We start from the raw sequence: 20,831 nt of genomic DNA, 5'->3' as shown, positions 1-20,831 counted from the left end.
GAAAGAGTTTTTCAGAACCTGAAACATCTCCCGGCACTGGTTAAAAATACTGAGGGCGGATGCGACTTTTCCCCTATTACTCAGCCCACAGAATCGATAGCATAAACAGTGCACCCATAGGTCAGAGTGCATAAACACTCACCACCTCAATACGCGGTGCGCATATCATTCTTCAACCTCACACATACCCCGGACTTAGATACATGCGCTTCCTCACCCTCAATACGCACAGCTGGTGCGAAATCCACCAGATTGCCAAGATCCGTACCCTCGCCAAGTTCATTATTGAACAGCAGGTGGACGTCATTGCGTTGCAGGAAGTCAACCAGCTCACCTCCACCCCCGTGGTGAAGGAGCCCCTCAACTACCGCGGCGGCGCGGGTATTCCAGTCCGCGAAGACAACTACGCCCTGCTGCTCGTGCAGGCACTCAACGAAATGGGCGCCCGCTACGAATGGACCCTCACCGAAACCCACCTCGGTTGGGACCGTTACGACGAATGCGTAGCTATCCTCTCGCGCCTGCCGATTCGCGGCATCAAGCCCATCAATATGTCCCCCGGCTACGGCTACCACCAGGTACAGCGCCGCGCCGCCCAGGCAGCACTCATCGAAACTGAGACGGGCACCTTCTGGTGCGCCACCACCCACATGTCCTGGTGGGACTTCGACGGCGAGCCCCTCTTCGCCCAGGAATACGCACACCTCTCGCAGGAGCTTGCCGAGTGCGCCCGCACCGCCCCGGTACTGCTCGGCGGCGACTTCAACTCCGCAGCACACCTGAGCGACGAAGGCTACGCGTTCGTCACCTCCAGCGGCATGATTGACACCCGCTCCTTGGCTGAGCACACTAACGGCGAGAACACCGTCCACCGCGAAATTGCCGGCTGGGAAGGTAGCACGGATGCCAAGCGCATCGACTTCGTTTTCGCCGATCGCCTGCTCACGGTCAACTCGCACGCGGTGGTCTTCCGCGACAACTCCCCCGAGGCAATCTCCGACCACAGCGGTCTGCTCCTGGAGATTGACCCTGAAAGCTGGGCACCGGAGAGCCTCCTGACGCCCCTCACCACCCAGTCCTAAAAGGGCATCAGACTTTAGCCGCCCACAGAGCGGCCCCACACAACACTCATCCATACCAAGGGAAGGAAGAACAATGACGAACCAGACCCAGTGGTGGCAGGAACCGGTGGTCTATCAGATTTACCCCCGCTCCTTCAACGACTCCAACGGCGACGGCATCGGCGATCTGCCCGGCATTACCGAGAAGATTCCGTACCTCGCCAAGCTCGGTATTCAGGTGCTGTGGCTCTCCCCCATCTACGCTTCCCCGAACGATGACAACGGCTACGACATCTCCGACTACCGCGCCATCATGGCCGAGTTCGGCACCATGGAAGACTTCGATGAGCTGCTCGAAACCGCGCACAAGCACGGCATCAAGCTCATGATGGACCTGGTCGTCAACCACAGCTCCGACGAGCACGAATGGTTCAAGCAGGCACGCTCCTCCAAGGACAACCCCTACCGCGACTACTACATCTGGCGCGACCCCAAGGGCTTCGACGAGGACGGCAAGCCGATTCCGCCGAACAACTGGATTTCCTGCTTCAGCCCCTCCGTGTGGGAATGGGACGAGGCGACCGGCCAGTTCTACCTGCACTACTTCTCCGTCAAGCAGCCCGACCTGAACTGGGAGAACCCGAAGGTCCGCGAAGAGGTCTACGACATCATGCGCTTCTGGCTGGACAAGGGCGTGGACGGCTTCCGCATGGACGTCATCAACCTGATTTCTAAGGACCTCTCCTTCCCCGAGGACCCGGCAGTCCTCGCTGGCGGCCTCGACAATTCCCTGGCTGTCGCAGCGAACGGCCCGCGCGTGCACGAATTCCTGCAGGAGATGAACCGCGAGGTCTTGAGCAAGTACCCGGTCATGACCGTGGGCGAAACCCCCTGCGTGACCGTGGACGACGCCGCTCTCTACACCGGCTTCGACCGCAACGAGCTGCAGATGGTCTTCCAGTTCGAGCACATGGATGTGGACGCCTCCGAGGGCGGCGTGACGGGCAAGTGGTCCGACCGCCGCTTCAACCTGGTTGACCTGAAGAAGGTCCTCACCCACTGGCAGGAGGGTCTGCACGGCCGCGGTTGGAACTCTCTGTACTGGAACAACCACGACCAGCCCCGCACCGTCTCCCGCTTCGGTAACGACTCCCCCGAGTACCGCACCGTCAGCGCCAAGATGCTGGGCACCGTACTGCACCTGATGCAGGGCACCCCCTACATCTACCAGGGTGAAGAGCTGGGCATGACCAACGTCTTCTTCGACGACGTCAAGGACTACAACGACCTGGAAATTCACGACTCCTGGCGCAAGTATGTTGAAGAGTCGGGCCGCGTCTCCGCCGAGGACATGCTGCGCTACATCAGCGCCTCCGGCCGCGACAACGCACGCACCCCCATGCAGTGGACCGCCGGCGAGAACGCAGGCTTCACCACCGGCACCCCGTGGCTGAAGCTGAACCCGCGCTACACCGAAATCAACGCAGAAGCAGAGCTCGCAGACCCGGATTCCGTGTTCTACCACTACCGCGACCTGATTAGCCTGCGCCGCGAGCACCCAATCGTCCTGACCGGTGAGTACCGCCTCCTGGATGAAGAGGACGAGCAGGTCTACGCCTACCTGCGCGTGAACTCCGATGAGGACGCCGCTGCAACCGGCGAGCGCGCCCTGCTGGTCGTAGCTAACTTCACCGATGACACCGTTCAGCTGAACTACGCGGGCGGCAACCTGGATTCGGTGGTTCTGACCAACTCGCAGGCTCTCTCCCCGAACGAGCTGAAGGCTATCGAGAACGCCCCGAAGCTGATTAGCTCGAACTACCGCGATGAGAACCGCGAGTTCACCGACGAGGGCACCCTGCTGCGCCCCTACGAGGCTAAGGTCTACCTCTTCGGTAACGCCGAGTAGGCACGCCCCAAAATAATGGTGCGCGAGGGGGACCAGACACGGACGTTCCGGTCCCCCTCGCCCTATACTTTAATCACAGACACCTTTTCCCTCTTCGGCGTAACCCGCCGGTACAGAAAGGCAATTATGAGCAATTCCGAGGCATACCAGGTTCCCTCCTACGAAGGCCGCCAGTGGTGGAAGGAAGCCGTGGTGTACCAGGTGTACCCCCGTTCCTTCAACGACGCAAACGGCGACGGTATTGGCGACCTGAAGGGCATCACCGAGAAGCTGCCCTACCTGGCTAAGCTGGGCATCAACGTCATTTGGCTCTCCCCCGTGTTCGACTCGCCGAACGTGGACAACGGCTATGACATCTCTGACTACTTCGCCATCATGAGTGACTTCGGCACCATGGAAGACTTTGACGAGATGCTTGAAACCGCCCACAAGCACGGCATCAAGATTCTGATGGACCTGGTCGCGAACCACACCTCCGATGAGCACCCCTGGTTTAAGGAGTCCCGCTCGTCTAAGGACAACCCCTACCGCGACTACTACATTTGGAAGGATCCGAAGGGCTTCGACGAGGACGGCAACCCGATTCCTCCGAACAACTGGGCATCCGAGTTCGGTGGCCCGGCGTGGGAGTGGGACGAGGCAACCGGCCAGTTCTACCTGCACATCTTCTTCAAGGAACAGCCCGACCTGAACTGGGAGAACGAGAAGGTTCGCGAGAATCTATACTCCATGGTCCGCTGGTGGCTGGACAAGGGCGTTGACGGCTTCCGTCTGGACGCTATCAACATCATCTCCAAGCCCGAGGGCTTCCCGGATGACCCCTCCACCGACTTCGAGAAGCACACCTCCTCGATTCCGTTCGTCATCTCTAACGGCACCATGGTGCACCCGTGGATGAAGGAACTGACCCGCGAGACCTTCAGCCGCTACGACGTGATGACCGTGGGCGAGACCAGCGCAACCAGCCCCGAGGACGCTAAGCTGTGGGCTGGCTACCACACCGGTGAGCTGAACATGATCTTCCACTTCGATCACATGGGCGTGGATAACGACCCGAACGGCTCTCTGGGCGGCAAGTGGTCCTACGCGCCGTACAAGCTGACCGAGCTCAAGCGCATCCTGAACGACTGGCAGACCACCCTGGAGGGTAACGCCTGGGGTTCGCTGTACTGGAACAACCACGACCAGCCGCGTGTGGTCTCCCGTTTCGGTAACGATTCGGATGAGTTCCGCACCCTGTCCGCTAAGCAGCTGGCGACCACTCTGCACTTCATGCAGGGCACCCCGTACATTTACCAGGGTGAAGAAATTGGCATGACCAACGTGAAGTTCGATTCGATTGAGGATTACCGCGATGGTGACTCGATCCGTTTCTACGAGGACATGCACGTTGACCACAAGCGTCTGAGCCACGAAGAGGCAATGCAGGCGATCTACATCAAGGGCCGCGATAACGCTCGTACCCCGGTTCAGTGGGATGCTTCGGCAAACGCCGGCTTCAGCCCCGAGGGCGTGACCACCTGGATTAACGTGAACCCGAACTACCCCGAAATCAACGCCGAGGCTGTTCTGGCGGATGAGGATTCGATCTTCTACCACTACCAGCAGCTGGTGGCTCTGCGCCGCGGTGAGCTGAAGGATCTGATGGTTTACGCCTCCTTCGCTCCGGTGGATTCGGTTCAGGTTCCGCACGATGAGGACGAGGCCGTGTACGCCTACACCCGTACCGGTGGCGCGGATGGTTCCCCCGCGAACGAGTCTCTGCTGGTGATTTCGAACTTCACCGCCGAGGAGCAGGAGCGCGACTTCGCCGTGCTGAACGAGGCACGCGAGGCTGGTGCTCGTGTTGAGCTGGTGAGCTCCAACTACAAGGACGATGCGGGTTCGACCCTGCGCCCCTACGAGGCGAAGGTCTACCACATCGTTCGATAGACGAAAGCTGTCTGACGGCTGCTGACCTCTAGGTCGGCGTAGAACCGCGGGAGGGCGGGGATTGTACGATCCCCGCCCTCCTTTTGCTGTACCCACTCGTTGTGTGCTCGTTTCGGCTCCGGCTAACCGGAGAACGCAAGCTGAAGAATCGGCACCGCCAGCGCGATAAGACCGACGCTGACGACCGCCCCTGCGGCGATGACGGGGGCTGCGGTGCCCTCGTGCCGGTAGTGGGTCTCAAGGATCACGATATTGGCGGCAGGCGGCAGGACTCCCAGGATGAAGAGCGCCTGCGGGTAGGCCAGTAGCTGGTCGAAGTGCATGCCCGCCGCGTCGTGCGCCCAACGGGCGAGCGCCAGCACGCCGAGGCTGTAGACGCTCACGAGCGCGGCGCGGAGCACCCCCCATCCGGCGGCCCGGGTCAGGTCTGCGCGGTGCAGCTTGGCGGCACCGAGCCACATGCCCAGAACGATCATTCCGATAAAGCTGAAGACCCAGGTCAGCACCCGGTAGAACCCGGCCCCGTGAACGCTTAGGAAGTGCCCTGCGGGCAGGCAGAGCAGGCCGATTACCACGGCGATAACGGGCGGGCTCGTGCGCAGCCCTCGCAGTACCCTGCGGATGGTTGCGTCGTGGCTCGCGGCGGTGGCCGTACGGGGTGGGGAACCTTCACCCGATTCGGCCCTCGAGTCGCCCCGTAGCAGCGAGGTACCCAGAATATTGCCCATGATGGAGTTGCCGATATACGCGCCGATGTAGACGCGCACGGCCTCATCGCCCCAGATGCCCGCGACCACGGGGATGCCGAAGAGCCCGGCGTTCAGATAGACGAAGGCGAGCTTCTGCACGGGATCTCGGGTAATCCGCCCGGCACCGAGCACACCGAGGAGCATCATAACCATGGTGGACGCGGCAACAAAGAACAGCTCGGGGCGGCTGGTGGCGACCGTGTAGATGATGACGGCGGGAATAATCCAGCGGGTCAGCAGGGCCGAGGCCCATTCCTTGAGCTGTCTGCCCCGGTGCTCGGGCAGGGTGAGGGCCAGCGTCAGCCCTGCAACCAGGTAGATGAGGGGCAGGATGATTCCCACAAGACGCTCCTTCGGTCACCGCGTTGGCCCTTATTTTGGATGCGCACCGCGCCGTTGCGCTAGGCCGCCTTTCCATGGTCTCACGTTCGGGCACCGAGGACGGGTTGGCGAGGAATATTCTCGAGAATGTGAGCCTGTCTAATATCGCCCGCCTATACATTCAGATTAAGGTTGAGCATTTCACGGGATGCCATTTCGAAATTTTCGCGTCATATTGCATCATATTTGCCGAAACCCTCGTATTTTTTATACATCAAATTTACTCTAGAAATACGCAGAGATTGCATTTCCTACCGTATGAACTCGTCTGCCGTCCATACCCTCACGAAGCGAACTCAGCAGGATTAGTTCCCTTCAAGATCTCGCCGGGAGCACGCAATGCAGCAGCCTTACCTCTCCAGCCCTTCCGACTCCGGGGGTGTCCCCTCCCCCAAGGTAGCGCGTCAGAAAACCCCGCGCCGCGCCGCCCATCCCCACACCGGGGTGCGTATCCCGCGGCGTTCCGCGTCCGCCGCTACGAGCGCCTCAGCGGCTACCCCCGCATCCCGTGTTACCCCCTCAGAAGCCCTTGTCGAGGAGCGCACGTTTAGGGTCCCGCACCCGGTACTGAGCCTACTGTCCTGGTTGATTGCGGTGGCAAGCGTCGCATGGCTTGTGATTCTGGGCGTCTCGTTGGCGTTGAATGTCGCTTCGGGCGTGAGTCACGATTCCGAGTTTATGATGCTGACCTACGGCGTGTATATGGCGTGCGCGTTTGGGTTCTGCTGTTTTGGCACGTTTTTTGCTCTGCATTTTGGGTTGGGGTCGAGCGCTCATTGGCGTGATTCGATTCGTCACCCGCATCACCCGCACTAATAGGTTTATTTCTTGGTGTAGTTTTTTAGGGTATTTATTTGGAGTGCGTTTTTATTTAGACTCGCAGTTTAAATAAATAGACGATTTTTTATAAATTCAAAAATATCCGCCCAGAAATTTTCTACATGTTCTTACGCAAGAAGCCGCCCGGCGCATCACAGCAGGATGCACCGGGCGGCTCCTTCACAGGCTCCCAGCTACAAAGCTAGGTAGCCCACAGCGGGATTACTCCCACTCAATGGTTCCCGGGGGCTTGGAGGTAACATCCAGCACCACTCGGTTAACGTCCTTGACCTCGTTCGTAATACGGTTCGAGATCTTAGCCAGCAGGTCGTACGGCAGGCGCGACCAGTCAGCGGTCATTGCGTCTTCCGAAGAGACCGGGCGCAGAACAATCGGGTGGCCGTAAGTACGGCCGTCACCCTGAACACCCACGGAACGAACGCCAGCCAGCAGAACCACGGGGCACTGCCAGATGTGCTCGTCCTGACCTGCTGCGGTCAGCTCTTCACGCACGATAGCATCAGCGGCACGCAGGGTCTCCAGGTTCTCGCGGGTAACCTCGCCGACAATGCGGATGCCCAGGCCGGGGCCGGGGAACGGCTGACGTGCCACGATTTTCTCGGGAACGCCGAGCTCACGACCGATAGCGCGAACCTCGTCCTTGAACAGGGTGCGCAGCGGCTCCACCAGTTCGAAGGTCAGGTCGTCGGGGAGGCCGCCCACGTTGTGGTGGCTCTTAATGTTTGCGGTGCCGTCGCCGCCGCCGGACTCGACAACGTCCGGGTACAGGGTGCCCTGGACCAGGAACTTGATGTCTGCGCCCTCTTCGCCTGCTTCGGCAATCAGCTTGCGCTGTGCCTCTTCGAAGGAGCGGATGAACTCGCGGCCGATAGCCTTACGCTTCGCCTCGGGCTCGGTGATACCCTCGAGTGCGGAGAGGAAACGCTCCGACTCGTCAATGGTGATGACCTTAATGCCCATGGATGCTGCGTAGTCCTGCTCAACCTGTTCACGCTCGCCTTCACGGAGCAGACCGTGGTCGATGAAGAAGCAGGTGAGCTGGTCGCCAACAGCCTTGTGCACAAGTGCTGCTGCCACGGATGAGTCAACGCCGCCGGAGAGCGCGCAGATAACGCGGTCGTTACCGACCTGCTCGCGGATCTTTGCGACCTGCTCTTCGATGATGTTGTTGGTAGACCAGGTAGGCTTCAGGCCTGCCACATTGTAGAGGAAGTTCTCCAGAGCGACCTGGCCATAGTCGGAGTGCTTCACCTCGGGGTGCCACTGCACGCCGCCGAGCTTGCGGGACTCGTCCACGAATGCTGCCACGGATGCGCCGGGGGTCTTTGCCAGCACCTCGAAGCCTTCGGGGGCTTCGGTCACGGAGTCGCCGTGAGACATCCACACGTTCTGGGTGGTGGGGGTGCCGGTGAGGAAGGAGGAGTTCTCAGCGCAGACCACAGCGTCGGTTGCGCCGTATTCGCGCAGACCGGTCTGGGCGACGGTGCCGCCGAGGGTCTGAGCCATCACCTGGAAGCCGTAGCAGATACCGAAGATCGGCACGCCAGCTTCGAACAGGGCTTTGTCGCCCTTGGGTGCGCCATCGGCGTAGACCGAGGAGGGGCCACCGGAGAGCACAATAGCTGCCGGGTTCTTGGCGAGCATCTTCTCGGTGCTCATGGAGTGGGGGACGATTTCGGAGTAGATGCCGGCTTCACGCACGCGACGAGCAATGAGCTGCGCGTACTGTGCACCGTAATCTACCACCAGGACGGGACGCTCTTCGAGCTGGTCCAGGTTCACAGAGTTGGTCACGAAAATTACCTCAACGTGTTGGTACTAATCCGCGCACTTGCGCGGGGATATATCTATTTTACGCTATCGCGTTGTGGGGTTGAATGCCCGCGGCGCGGGAACTATTCCGCACTTTGCCGGTCATTCCACCGCATCAAGACAGCGATATAAGAAAGCACCGCCCGGCAACGGAGTTAACGTCTCCATAGCCAGGCGGTACATTATAAAAACAATTCTCTTCGTTTATCCCTTGAACTGAGACATATCAATACGCCGGTCGCAGAAGTCAGCCACCGCATCGCTGTGCGTAGCAATAATGGCACAGGCCCCGGCGTTCACCAGCTCCCGCAGAATATCAAGTACCTGCGCCTCGTTCTCGGCGTCCAGCGCGCCGGTCGGCTCATCTGCCAGAATCAGGGATGGCTGCTTCAACATAAGCCCAGCAAGCGCCACGCGCTGCTGCTCACCACCCGAGAGTTGGTAGATAAGAGACTTCTCTCGCCCAGACAAACCGACCCGGGCGAGGACGGACTCTAGCTCTTTGCGGCTCGGACGCTGCGAACGCGGCATAACCGCGAGCGGTCCGAGGACGTTCTTTTCAACACTCTCCCCTTCTACCAGGGCATAGTTCTGGAAGAGATATCCTAGACTATCACGGCGGAAATGACGGCGGGTTCGCGATGATGAGCCGCTCAACATTGTTCCTTGGAAGGTATATTCCCCTTCAGTAAAGTCGGTCAGGGTCCCTAGACAGTTAAGGAGAGTGGTCTTGCCACTTCCTGAGGCACCAGTTAGGGCTAGCATCTGTCCTGGAGCTACGGCAATATGGACATCAGCAAAAATAGGATGTCCTGCAATACGCACAGACCCCCCGCTTACGGCCAGCAGATTTTCTGTTTTTAAGATGGACGTCATCAGTACATTTCCTTTCGCGCATGATTGGCAACAGTAACTCGGTAGCCTCTGCCAAAGGCCCATAAACTCATACCAATCGACACAATAACAGTGGATGTGAAGAGTACCGTTGCCAGTACTGCAATAACAGATGCAGTCTCAGCCCCAGCATTGAGATACTGCTCGTGGGCCAAACTCGTTAGTTGGAGGACCCCATAGCTAATGACAAGAATCGTCAAAACCGCCTCCCCAATGAGAACCCCACGGAAAGTCCGGGTCGGATGCATACCGTAGGTAAAGGAACGAGCGATACGCTGCTGATGTTCTGCGCAGTACACACGTGCGTACTCCAGAAGGGTCACAAGACACAAAACGGAAAGGATGATGAGCGCATACAAGCTAATGCGTTGTTCGCTCTGCATCCTGCTTGTGAGACTAAAATATTTTTCGCTCACCGGCAGAATTTCACCTACGTAGCTTCGAGCTGCACTACCCTTCAGAGATTCAAGAGCTTTCTGCCGGTCCTTAATAAATGCCCCGTTCTGACTGAAGGCGGCAACGAGCATCTCCATTCTGTCAGTCAGCACAGTTTTCGGGACATACACAATGATGGGGTTCTGCACAAAGTAGTTCGCTTTAGTACCGTCACCATATGTATAGGACCTCGTTACAGACTCATATGCCCTCAACTCCGAAAGCTCAGCACGTGAAGCTTCTAAATTATTCGAGGAAGAAGAGCTATCAGCCGAGTCAAAAGTACTAGAAGCAAGGCGCCTTATATCATCAGTGTGCTTTTCCAATTCCTGGGGATAGTAGACGCTAAGACCACTACGACCTTCCAGGTCTTCAAGAGGAGGTAAACCTGCTGGCAGGGATTCAGGATTACTATCCAGGTATTCACGATTCACGTACAGAAAGGTACGACCCAAGCTCTGATCAGATTTCAGAGAGGCTGATTCATCCTTTCCGGCTCTATAAGCTTCAATCGATTCAGGGGATGTATAGACAGGGTTCTCCGCACTAGCGAGGATGACGTTATCAGATTCTACTTGTTCTTTACTCCAGCCCTGAAGGTTCTGGATGTCACTAGTCTTATACCGGAAACCATTAAAGGACACACTATATCCGTTACCCTGAAGCACCGCGGGGCGGGCTTGATTGAGTGCATGAACTTGCTGAGTCGTGTAAGCCAAAGTGATTAGAGTAGCAACAACAAGAATGAGCGCCAAAGAGCGGCACGCCCAGCTAGCCGCATAGGTAATACGCGTAGGTACCTTTCCTTTAAGGGCTTGTCCAATAGGTATAGCTACAGTAAGTGCACAAGCCACATAATGCAGCAGAAGCATAAGGCCCAACATCCAGCACAACAGGATAAGCTGAACTTTCAGCGTCAAAGCTGCAAAAGCCCACGAATTGTACAGGGCGAGGAATGTATAGAAAAGGGCATAGAGGCCCAGAATTCCACAAAGAATAGCAGGCCCCGACTCTAGCAGCTGTGCACCGTAGACACGGTTTAAGGATGCCCCATGCAGACGCAGGCGCGCGCTTTTTTTCGTCTGCCGGAATATGGCACCAATCAGAGCCGTACTAAGGGCTAGGCATGTTGCAATAAAGGCATACCCGCCTGAGGTTCCCATGTAGTACCCTGCAATACTTCGGAGATTGAGAACATCGTATTCCGTTGTATGCGCACCATTTTCACGCAGGGTAGCGAGTAGCTGGGCGCGTTGTTGCTCACTACCGCCATAAAGGTTGTAGAGACCTCGCGCTTCTGCAACCTTGCCCGGATTAAGCCTTTTGACCTCAACGCGGTCTTCAGGGGTATAGGAAGGGTATCCTGTTTGTTCCCACCCACGTACAGTATTTTCGGCACCACAGAATTCGAGTACGATACCGTGCCGAGTATCTGACACATCAAGGGTGCGACGAGCTATAGCGATACTGTTCTTCTCCGCTTCCTGACACATATCCTCTAGAAATTTGCGAGTATCTACGCCTTCGCTGATTGAAGGAATCTGGAGGTTACGGGTATGCCCAAGAGACATCTCCGAGTTGATACTCAGAAGCATGAAGAAAGGGAACACAATGGAGGCGAGGGCCGCCCATAGATAAACTGAGGTGAGGGCCGATACATACCGGCCAAATCGGAATCGGCACTTAAGCATGGGGATTCATTTCTGTCATATGGGCGGACCGCCTGATAGATTCACTCAGACGGCCCGCCAAATATTTTGTATATTAGCTTCCTGCATCATTTGCAGGGCCATATTGCTAATACGCTATAGAACATCCAACGCGCTCATCTCTAACAATGGTTGTTATAGTAAGCCTCGTTAGTGTGGTCCCAAGAATGACCAGACGAAGCCCTAGCAGTGGTAAAGGGCTTCTTACATCCGGAGTAAACCCAGTTACTTCCCCAAACGGTTGCACTATGCCGTGCTTCTTTGTGGTAATAACGAGACCACACACCCCAGATAGACGAACCATAGTCCCAAGTACCACCATGCACCTCAACAACAGTCGCCGCAGCCGGGACAGTTGCGGCAGGAACGGCAGTCAGGGCCGTCACGCTCAACGCGGCAGCAGCAAGAACCTTCTTAACAGGGGGAGCGAAGATACCCATTTCTAATCTCCTTCGATAGGTATATCCATATGGTATTGAACTTGCAGTTTTGCAGAAGTTCTTTCAAAGAATATAGACCTTAGCCATATCCTTATTAGATACACTACAGTGAAAATATAATCCCAGTCACTATAAAATGAGAAAGTTTCACAACATGGCATAAATTCCATTCTCCCAAAGACAGTGACTCAACCCCTACCTAAAAGAGCACGTCAAAACAATACCGCCCGGTAGTCGGAGGGATAAACCCACCAACCACCGGGCGGTGATTCATGAAGCTACATTAGCCGCGGTACGCAGGAACCACGGTCAGGTCAGCCTTCTGGAACTTCTTCAGGTCCAGGTAACCGCAGTTAGCCATTGCGCGCTTGAGCGCACCGACAATGTTGCTGGTGCCGTCCACGTGGTGCGAAGGACCGTACAGGACTTCCTCCAGGGATCCAACAACACCCAGCGGAGTGCGCACGCCGCGCGGGAAGTCCAGCGAGTGCGCCTCGTTACCCCAGTACAGGCCCTGGCCCGGTGCCTCGGAGGCGCGAGCCAGCGGAGCACCCAGCATCACGGCGTCAGCACCCAGTGCGAGCGCCTTCACCATGTCGCCGGAGCGGCCCAGGGAGCCGTCAGCAATCACGTGTACGTAGCGGCCACCGGACTCGTCCAGGTAGTCCGAACGTGCAGCGGCGACGTCGGCGATAGCGGTTGCCATCGGTGCGGAGATGCCCAGGCCCTGGCGGGTGGTCTGCGCGGAGCCGCCGCCGAAGCCCACCAGCACGCCGGCTGCGCCGGTACGCATCAGGTGCTTAGCCTGCGAGTAGCCAGCAACGCCACCAACGATGACCGGAACGTCGAGCTCGTAGATGAACTTCTTCAGGTTCAGCGGCTCGTGCGAGGTGGAAATGTGCTCAGCAGAGACGGACGCACCGCGGATGACGAACAGCTCAACGCCCGCCTTCACTACGGTCTCGTAGTGCTCCTGGGTGTTCTGCGGGCTCAGGGAGCCTGCAACGACCACGCCGGAGTCACGGATCTCTTCCAAGCGTGCAGTGATCAGTTCCGGCTTAATCGGCTCGGAGTAAATCTGCTGCATGCGGGTGGTTGCGGAGGCGGGGTCCGCCTCGGGCAGCTCAACAATCTCGTCGAGCAGCGGCTGCGGATCCTCGTAGCGGGTCCACAGGCCCTCGAGGTTCAGCACGCCCAGGCCGCCCAGCTTGCCCAGTGCGATGGCGGTCGCCGGGGACATGACCGAGTCCATGGGCGCACCAATGATGGGGGTGTCAAACTTGAAGGCATCAATCTGCCAGGAGGTGTCGACGTCGCGGCGGTCGCGGGTACGGCGGGTGGGCACCAGCGCCACGTCGTCCAGGGAGTAGGTGGGGCGGGCGTTCTTGGAGAGGCCAATCTGAATTTCAGACATGGGGTGAATCCTTTCGAATTCGGTTTGAGGGGTGCCGCTGGGCGTTATTCGCGCCGATGCCCGCCCCGATACCCGAGCGGGTATGGGGCGGGCTCAACGGCGCATGGTGTGCACGCCATGCGGCGAATCATCGTTAGTGATGCGTTTTAGCGGCGGTAGTTCGGTGCCTCAACGGTCATCATGATGTCGTGCGGGTGCGATTCCTTCAGACCTGCGGGGGTGATGCGCACGAACTGACCCTTGTACTTGAGCTCCTCGATGGTGCGGGAACCGACGTAGAACATGGTCTGGCGCAGGCCGCCTTCGAGCTGGTGAATCACTGCGGAGAGCGGGCCGCGGAAGGGAACCTGACCCTCAATACCCTCGGGAATCAGCTTCTCTTCGCTGGAGACGTCAGCCTGGAAGTAACGGTCCTTGGAGAAGGACTTGTGACGGCCGCGGGTCTGCATTGCGCCGAGCGAACCCATGCCGCGGTATGCCTTGTACTGCTTACCGTTCATGAAGATCAGCTCACCGGGAGACTCGGTGGTACCGGCCAGCAGGGAGCCGAGCATCACGGAGTCAGCGCCAGCAACCAGTGCCTTACCAATCTCGCCGGAGTGCTGCATACCGCCGTCAGCAATCAGCGGCACGCCTGCCGGGATTGCTGCCTTAGCGGACTCGTTGATAGCGGTCACCTGGGGAACACCAACACCGGCGATAATGCGGGTGGTGCAGATGGAGCCGGGACCAACGCCGACCTTCACGCCGTCAGCGCCAGCGTCAATGATTGCCTGTGCGCCCAGGCGGGTTGCAGCTTGGCCACCGATGACGTCCACGTGTGCTGCGGCGGGGTCCTTCTTCAGGCGGGCAATCATGTCGAGCACGCCCTGGGAGTGGCCGTTTGCGGTGTCCACGAACAGTGCGTCGACGCCTGCCTCGACCAGGGTCATTGCACGCTCGTAGCCGTCACCGAAGAAGCCGATAGCAGCGCCGGCACGCAGACGGCCGTCCTCGTCCTTGGTGGCGCGGGGGTACTGCTCGGTCTTGACGAAGTCCTTCAGGGTAATCAGACCGGCGAGCTTACCTGCGTCGTCGACCAGGGGCAGACGCTCAATCTTGTTGTGGGACAGCAGCGCGAATGCTTCGTCCTTGGTGACGCCGGGGTGCGCGGTGACCAGCGGCATGGGGGTCATGATGTCGCGGACGCGAATGCCCTCGTAGTCGGAGCGGGAGATGTAGCGGATATCGCGGTTGGTGATGATACCTTCCAGCACGCCCTCTTCGCTGACGACGGGCAGACCGGAGACCTTGTAGTAGCCGCAGACCTCGTCGTATTCGGCGATGGTTGCGTCAGCACCGATGGTGACGGGGTTGATAATCATGCCGGACTCGGAGCGCTTCACGCGGTCCACGTGTGCAGCCTGGTCCTCGATGGAGAGGTTGCGGTGGATAACGCCCATACCGCCCAGACGTGCCATAGCGATTGCCATAGCGGAGTCGGTCACGGTGTCCATTGCCGCGGAAATAATGGGGGTGTTCAGGGTGATGCGCTTGGACAGGCGGGTGGAGGTGTCCGCATCGGAGGGGATGACGTCGGTGTTGCCGGGCAGCAGCAGCACGTCATCGTAGGTCAGGCCGGTGAAGCCGAAGGGATCCTCGGACAGAGCGGTGGGAATGGTCATTGTCTACCTTTCGGATGCTGGCTTCATCGGTGAGAAGCTCAGCCTATACGTTGCGTATGTCAAGATGCGATACGACCCGTCTGCTCGCACCCCACAAGGTGATTCGAGCGCAAACGGGAACAGCTTACCTTCTATAGTAAACCGCTAAAGGTTTCTTTGCTGAGAAGCACTCATAGCAAGCACCCCTCAGCGGGAGGCAGCCGGCAGGTTCTAGCACCCCACGAACGCGAGCGCATCCGAGCCTACCGACAGCGAGTGCCCGGTACCGCCTCCATAGTGGAGGGGCGGCACCGGGCACACACACTATTTAGTCTTCTTCAGTTTCTTCGGGCTTCTCAACCACCAGGGTCTCGGTGGTCAGCACCAGAGCCGCGATGGAGGAAGCGTTCTGCAGAGCCGAACGGGTCACCTTCACCGGGTCGATCACGCCGGCTTCGATGAGGTCCACGTACTCGCCGGTCTTGGCGTTGAAGCCGTGACCCACGGGCAGCTCGGAGACCTTGGAGACGATGACGTAGCCGTCCTCGCCAGCATTCTCAGCGATCCAGCGCAGCGGCTGAACCAGGGCGCGGCGGACAATCTGCACACCCACGTTTGCGTCGTGGTTACCCAGGTCCATACCGTCCAGTGCCTTCAGCGCGTGAACCAGTGCGGAACCGCCGCCGGAGACGATGCCCTCTTCCAGAGCTGCACGGGTGGAGGACACAGCATCCTCGATGCGGTGCTTGCGCTCCTTGGCCTCAACCTCGGTTGCGGCACCGACCTTGATAACGCCCACGCCGCCGGCAAGCTTAGCCAGGCGCTCCTTGAGCTTCTCGCGGTCCCATTCGGAATCCACGCGCTCAATTTCGCGGCGAAGCTGCTGCACGCGGTCCTCGATTGCCTCGGGGTCGCCGCCGCCGTCCACAATAGTGGTGTGGGACTTGGTGACGGTCACGCGGCGTGCCGAACCCAGGTGCTCCAGGGTGACCTGCGGCAGGTCAATGCCGAGCTCGCCAGTCACGACGGTACCGCCGGTCAGGATTGCCAGGTCCTGCATGATTGCCTTGCGGCGGTCACCGAAACCGGGAGCCTTCAGAGCCACCACGTTGATGGTGCCGCGCAGCTTGTTCACGACCAGTGCGGAGAGCGCCTCGCCGTCAACGTCTTCAGCGATGATGGTCAGCGGCTTCTTCGCCTGAACGATCTTCTCGAGCACGGGCATGATCTCTGCGATGGTGGAAATCTTGCCCTGGTAGAGCAGCACGAGGCTGTTCTCCAGCACTGCTTCGCCGCGCTCAGCGTCGGTCACGAAGGAGGGCGAGAGGTAGCCCTTGTCGAACTGCATACCTTCGGTGATGTCCAGCTCAATCTCGGTGGAGGAGCCGTCTTCGATGGTGATGACGCCGTCCTGGCCGACCTTCTCGAAGGCGCGAGCCAGCAGCTCACCAATCTGCTCGGACTGCGCGGAGATAGCGGCAACGTGCGCCACCTCGGGGCCTTGCACGGGGCGTGCGTTCTCGAGCAGGCGTGCGGAGACAGCCTCCACAGCAGCCTCAATGCCGCGCTTGACGTCGGCGGGTGCTGCACCGCTGGTGACGTTGCGCAGGCCCTCGTTGACCAGTGCCTGTGCGAGCACGGTTGCGGTGGTGGTACCGTCACCGGCTACGTCGTTGGTCTTGGTGGCGACTTCCTTCGCCAGCTGGGCGCCCAGGTTCTCGTACGGGTCGTCCAGTTCAATTTCGCGGGCGATGGACACGCCGTCGTTGGTGATGACGGGTGCACCCCACTGCTTGTCGAGCACAACATTGCGCCCGCGCGGGCCAAGGGTTACCTTGACCGCGTTTGCCAGCTTATCGACGCCAGCCTGCAGGGACTTGCGGGCGGCATCGTTGAATTCAAGCTGCTTAGCCATGTGTTCGCTACTCCTAGTGCGTCACAGAAAGAAAATGAGGGGCAGATGACAGCTCATGCGCCGCACCGGGTGAACGGTACGGCGCATGAGCATCTGAAAGTATTAGTCGACGATTGCCAGAACGTCGCGTGCGGAGAGAATCAGGTACTCTTCGCCCTGGTACTTGACCTCGGTGCCACCGTAGCGGGAGAACACGACAACGTCGCCTTCCTTGATGTCAACGGGGATGCGGTTGCCCTTCTCATCCACGCGGCCGGGGCCAACGGCGACGACGCGTGCTTCCTGCGGCTTTTCCTTCGCAGTCTCGGGGATGACCAGACCGGATGCGGTGGTCTGCTCAGCCTGTTCGATCTTGATAACGACGCGGTCTTCCAGCGGCTTGATGGCCATAATCGGTTCCTCCGGATTGTGGATTGACGTTTGATGCGAGACAGCGGCGCAGTGGCGCGCCTAATGTACTGTCTCGAGTGCTACCTCAACTCTAATTTCACCTGCGCTTTCGGTCAAGAATAGCGGCGCTCTGCCGGGGTGTTTCACCGCAAGGCGAACGCCGAGCAAAAAGCTGGGCAAATCGGGCTCCTCACCTCTCAAAACCGGCACCCCGTAAAATGAGGAGCATGCCTACATCCCCTTTTACTCCCGCCGCTGAGCTTCCGTTCAGCGCCGAAGCGCTCGCGGCAGCCGACGAGCTCTACCCGCTGGGCTCGGATACGCTCAGCGCCGTTACCTCTTTGCGTTCGCGCGGTTTCAGCCCCGAGGAGTCTGCACAGATTATTTCGCTGGCGCAGGCTCGTACCCGTGCGCGCGCCAAGTTCGGCGAGCGCGCCCGCACGCTCATGCTGACTCAGGAGGCTGCGGAGCAGGCGACCCGCCCGGTGATTGCGCATTATCGCGCTCAGCGTCTGCGCCCTGTTGCCGGCACGGTGGCTGATTTGGGGTGCGGTATCGCCTCGGATTCTGCCGTATATGCGGCGGATCGCGGTGCCGTGGTTGCGGTGGAGTTGGACCCGCTGACGGCTTCTTTTGCGGCGAAGAACCTTGAGTTCTGCCCGCAGGCGCGCGTGTATTCGGGCGATGTGACCGACTATGTGTACGGTGAGCTTCTGGATGCTGCCGGTGAGCCGGTGGGCATTGTGTGGATGGACCCGGCACGCCGCGAGCTACGCGGTACCAAGAAGGCTCAGACGGAGCGTCTTTTTGATCCGGAGGCGTTCTCTCCCCCGTTCTCGTTCGTGCTGAATCTGGCGCGCACGGGTGTGCCGATGGGTGTGAAGTTGGGCCCCGGTTTTCCGCATGAGGGCATCCCCTTGCCCGAATATATTGCGTCGGAGGCAAACCCCAACCCGCGCGTTGAGGCGGAGTGGATTCAATCGGAGGGGTCCCTCGCCGAACTGGTCCTCTGGTTTAACGCGCTGGCGCAGGAGGGTGTGGCTCGCACCGCAACTTCGGTGCGTGAGCTGCCCGTTGAAGAAGCCGACCTCGATGAAAGCCCCGAGGAAATCCCCAACGAAAGCTCTAACGAAGACTCCAAGAAAACCAGCGCCCTACTACCGCCCTACGAGGCGGTCAGCTTCCGTAGCCCCCTCACGGCAGCAGAGGCTCAGCAGAGCGTGGAGGTTCCGGTATCCCTGCCGCAGCCGGGCGAATACCTTCTGGAGCCTGCCCCGGCGATTGTGCGCTCGCATCTGGTCGCTGAGTTTGCGCAGAGTATTGGTGCGCATCTGCTGGATGAGCACCTGGCGTACCTGTGTTCTGCCAAGCCGGTGGAGCATCCACTGGTTGCTTGCTACGAGGTGCTGGAGGAGATTCCCCTGCAGGAGAAGCAGCTGAAGCGTTGGGTGCGTGAGCAGGGCTTTACGGCGCTGACGATTAAAAAGCGTGGCGTGGATATTGTTCCGGAGCAGTTGCGTGCACGCCTGCTGGGTTCTGCAGGTTCTAAGACCTCTAAGAAAAAACAGAAAAAGAATGCTAATTCTTCTTCGGGTGCACAGGAGCCTACCTACCGTCCGGCAACGCTGGTCTTTACCCGCATCGGTTCGGGCAGGGACTCGCGCCGTATCGGCTGGCACGTGCGCCCGCTCTAGCTTTCAGGCCCCGCATCCAACCCGCACATCCGGCTGCACGTTTGGATTACCGTTCGTGACGATTCGTTACGGTACCGTTTTCGGATTCTGCACTCGACAGGGCGCTGAGCACCGCTAGACCGTACACTAGATACAGTGCCTAATGAGAAGATACGGGCCTAATAAAGATACGGGGCCCAGTAGAGGTACTCCCCCGCGGAGCCGGCTCTCACCAGCTAGTACCCTGCCGGGCCGAACCCACCGATAGCAAACTTCCGTAGTCGGCACTGTGCACGACACTATTTCCAGACGCAGGAAAGGCCATATGATCGACTTTGCTTCCTCCCCGCAGTCCACTCTCGGCGTGGAATGGGAGATTGCACTTATCGACCGTGAAAGCGGCGAACTGACCCAGCGCGCCGGCGAGGTGCTAACCATCCTGCGCGAGCGCCGCCCCGAACTGCTCGAGCCCGCCTCCGACCGCGCGCACGTGACCGGCGAATTCCTGGAGAACACCATCGAAGTGGTGACCGGCATCTGCCACACCGTCGCCGAGGCATGCCGCCAGCTGCAGGAACTGACCGACATCATCCGTGAAATCACCGATGACCTGGGCATTGAGTTCTACCCCGCCGGCACGCACCCCTTCTCCCACTGGGCTGACCAGCCGGTCGTGGCGAAGGAACGCTACCAGCGTGTGGTCGAGCGTGCCCAGTACTGGGGCCGCCACATGGTCATTTACGGCGTGCACGTGCACGTGGGCGTTGACTCCCGCGATAAGGTTCTGCCGCTTATTGACGCGCTCACCAACTACGGCCCGCACCTGCTGGCGCTTTCCTGCTCTTCCCCCTACTGGGATGGCGTGGACACCGGGTACGCATCACACCGCACCCAGCTCTACCAGCAGCTGCCGACGAACGGCCTGCCCTTCCACTTTGATACTTGGGAGCAGTACAGCGAGTACCTCGATTCGCTCGTGGCAACCGACGTGATTAACGACCCCAGCGAGGACCGTTGGGATGTGCGCCCGGTTCCGCGCTACGGCACCATTGAGATGCGCTACTGCGATGGCCTCGCCTCCCTGCCGGATGTTGCCGCGATCGTGGCGTTCACGCAGTGCCTGGTGGAGTACTTCTCCCGCCGCATTGAGGCGGGCGAAAGCATTGAAGTGCTCGCCCCCTGGCACGCGCAGGAGAATAAGTGGCGCGTAGCCCGCTACGGCCTGGAGGCTAAGATCGTAGTCTCCAACGAGCCGGTACAGCGCACCCTGCGCGAAGATTTCGAACTGCTTCTGCCCAAGCTGGAGCCGGTGGCACGCGACCTTGACTGCGAGGTGGAGCTGGCTCAGGTGCGCCGCATCCTCGCCGAGGGTACGGGTGCGGATCGTCAGCGTGCGGTCTTTGAGAAGACCGGCTCTCTGCGTGAGGTGGCGCTGGATGTTGCCGCGCAGTCCCGCGCACGGGCACTGCGTTAGCGCCGTTCCCCCGCGGCTAAAGTTTGAATACAGAGATGCCTCGGCGCAGTCCTTTGGGAGACTGTGCCGAGGCATTTCTATGAGTATTTTCGAGGCGAGCCACAGGAACGCGCTCGCGCTGCCTTTCTGAAACAGACCGTTTAGAACAGCCCGTTTAGAA

The 20,831-nt window shown here is 59.3% G+C and carries 15 protein-coding genes; 6 read left to right on the top strand and 9 right to left on the bottom strand.

All coding sequences use genetic code 11. From position 1 onward, the window contains the following. Positions 1-203: 203 nt before the first annotated feature. From HMPREF2605_RS02670 to HMPREF2605_RS02660, 3 genes are all read left to right on the top strand, one after another. On the top strand, positions 204-1,082 hold the full coding sequence (locus HMPREF2605_RS02670) for an endonuclease/exonuclease/phosphatase family protein (protein WP_070846834.1): 879 nt from the start codon (positions 204-206) through the stop codon (positions 1,080-1,082). Between the two features lie 73 nt (positions 1,083-1,155). Beyond that, positions 1,156-2,970, top strand: coding sequence for a glycoside hydrolase family 13 protein (locus HMPREF2605_RS02665; protein ID WP_070846833.1), 1,815 nt, complete (start codon positions 1,156-1,158; stop codon positions 2,968-2,970). A 126-nt stretch (positions 2,971-3,096) separates the two neighbouring features. Beyond that, positions 3,097-4,902, top strand: a complete 1,806-nt coding sequence (locus HMPREF2605_RS02660; protein ID WP_070846832.1) for a glycoside hydrolase family 13 protein — start codon at positions 3,097-3,099, stop codon at positions 4,900-4,902. Between the two features lie 122 nt (positions 4,903-5,024). Here the strand turns inward: HMPREF2605_RS02660 and HMPREF2605_RS02655 are convergent, their stop codons facing one another. Further along, positions 5,025-5,993, bottom strand: coding sequence for an AEC family transporter (locus tag HMPREF2605_RS02655; protein ID WP_070846831.1), 969 nt, complete (start codon positions 5,991-5,993; stop codon positions 5,025-5,027). 378 nt (positions 5,994-6,371) lie between these two features. Between HMPREF2605_RS02655 and HMPREF2605_RS02650 the strand changes: the two genes are divergently transcribed. Further along, positions 6,372-6,848 (top strand): hypothetical protein, encoded by a 477-nt coding sequence (locus HMPREF2605_RS02650; RefSeq protein WP_070846830.1) that lies wholly within the window; start codon positions 6,372-6,374, stop codon positions 6,846-6,848. A gap of 225 nt (positions 6,849-7,073) precedes the next feature. On the opposite strand, the gene guaA is transcribed toward HMPREF2605_RS02650, so the two are convergent. The 8 genes from guaA to groES all read right to left on the bottom strand — a co-directional run bounded on the left by guaA (position 7,074) and on the right by groES (position 17,524). After that, a complete protein-coding gene (gene guaA, locus HMPREF2605_RS02645; protein ID WP_070688570.1) occupies positions 7,074-8,666 on the bottom strand; it encodes a glutamine-hydrolyzing GMP synthase in 1,593 nt (530 codons plus the stop codon). 222 nt (positions 8,667-8,888) lie between these two features. Further along, positions 8,889-9,560 (bottom strand): ABC transporter ATP-binding protein, encoded by a 672-nt coding sequence (locus HMPREF2605_RS02640; RefSeq protein WP_083311159.1) that lies wholly within the window; start codon positions 9,558-9,560, stop codon positions 8,889-8,891. Continuing rightward, positions 9,560-11,704: a hypothetical protein gene (locus HMPREF2605_RS02635; protein WP_070690992.1), complete on the bottom strand. Its 2,145-nt coding sequence runs from the start codon at positions 11,702-11,704 to the stop codon at positions 9,560-9,562. The genes HMPREF2605_RS02640 and HMPREF2605_RS02635 overlap by 1 nt, the downstream gene beginning before the upstream one ends. Positions 11,705-11,844: 140 nt before the next feature. Next, positions 11,845-12,162, bottom strand: a complete 318-nt coding sequence (locus HMPREF2605_RS09715) for a lactococcin 972 family bacteriocin (RefSeq protein WP_083311161.1) — start codon at positions 12,160-12,162, stop codon at positions 11,845-11,847. Positions 12,163-12,445: 283 nt separating this feature from the next. Next, positions 12,446-13,576: a GuaB3 family IMP dehydrogenase-related protein gene (locus HMPREF2605_RS02630; protein WP_070846829.1), complete on the bottom strand. Its 1,131-nt coding sequence runs from the start codon at positions 13,574-13,576 to the stop codon at positions 12,446-12,448. Positions 13,577-13,722: 146 nt separating this feature from the next. Then, entirely contained in the window at positions 13,723-15,240 is a 1,518-nt protein-coding gene (gene guaB / locus HMPREF2605_RS02625; RefSeq protein ID WP_070690998.1) for an IMP dehydrogenase, read from the bottom strand. A 307-nt stretch (positions 15,241-15,547) separates the two neighbouring features. Next, positions 15,548-17,134, bottom strand: a complete 1,587-nt coding sequence (groL, locus tag HMPREF2605_RS02620) for a chaperonin GroEL (RefSeq protein ID WP_049327584.1) — start codon at positions 17,132-17,134, stop codon at positions 15,548-15,550. 102 nt (positions 17,135-17,236) lie between these two features. Beyond that, the gene (gene groES / locus HMPREF2605_RS02615) at positions 17,237-17,524 is read right to left on the bottom strand and encodes a co-chaperone GroES (protein WP_005505066.1); all 288 of its coding nucleotides are present in this window, start codon (positions 17,522-17,524) and stop codon (positions 17,237-17,239) included. A gap of 218 nt (positions 17,525-17,742) precedes the next feature. On the opposite strand from groES, the gene HMPREF2605_RS02610 reads away from it, so the two are divergent. Both HMPREF2605_RS02610 and HMPREF2605_RS02605 read left to right on the top strand, forming a co-directional pair. Beyond that, entirely contained in the window at positions 17,743-19,218 is a 1,476-nt protein-coding gene (locus HMPREF2605_RS02610) for a class I SAM-dependent methyltransferase (protein ID WP_070831725.1), read from the top strand. Positions 19,219-19,522: 304 nt separating this feature from the next. Continuing rightward, positions 19,523-20,671: a glutamate--cysteine ligase gene (locus HMPREF2605_RS02605; protein ID WP_070691003.1), complete on the top strand. Its 1,149-nt coding sequence runs from the start codon at positions 19,523-19,525 to the stop codon at positions 20,669-20,671. The last annotated feature ends 160 nt before the right edge of the window (positions 20,672-20,831 follow it).

The organism is Rothia sp. HMSC065C03, assembly GCF_001837295.1.
Taxonomy (GTDB): domain Bacteria; phylum Actinomycetota; class Actinomycetes; order Actinomycetales; family Micrococcaceae; genus Rothia.
Note: the sequence above shows the minus strand (reverse complement) of the source record. Positions and strands in the feature narration are given on the sequence as shown.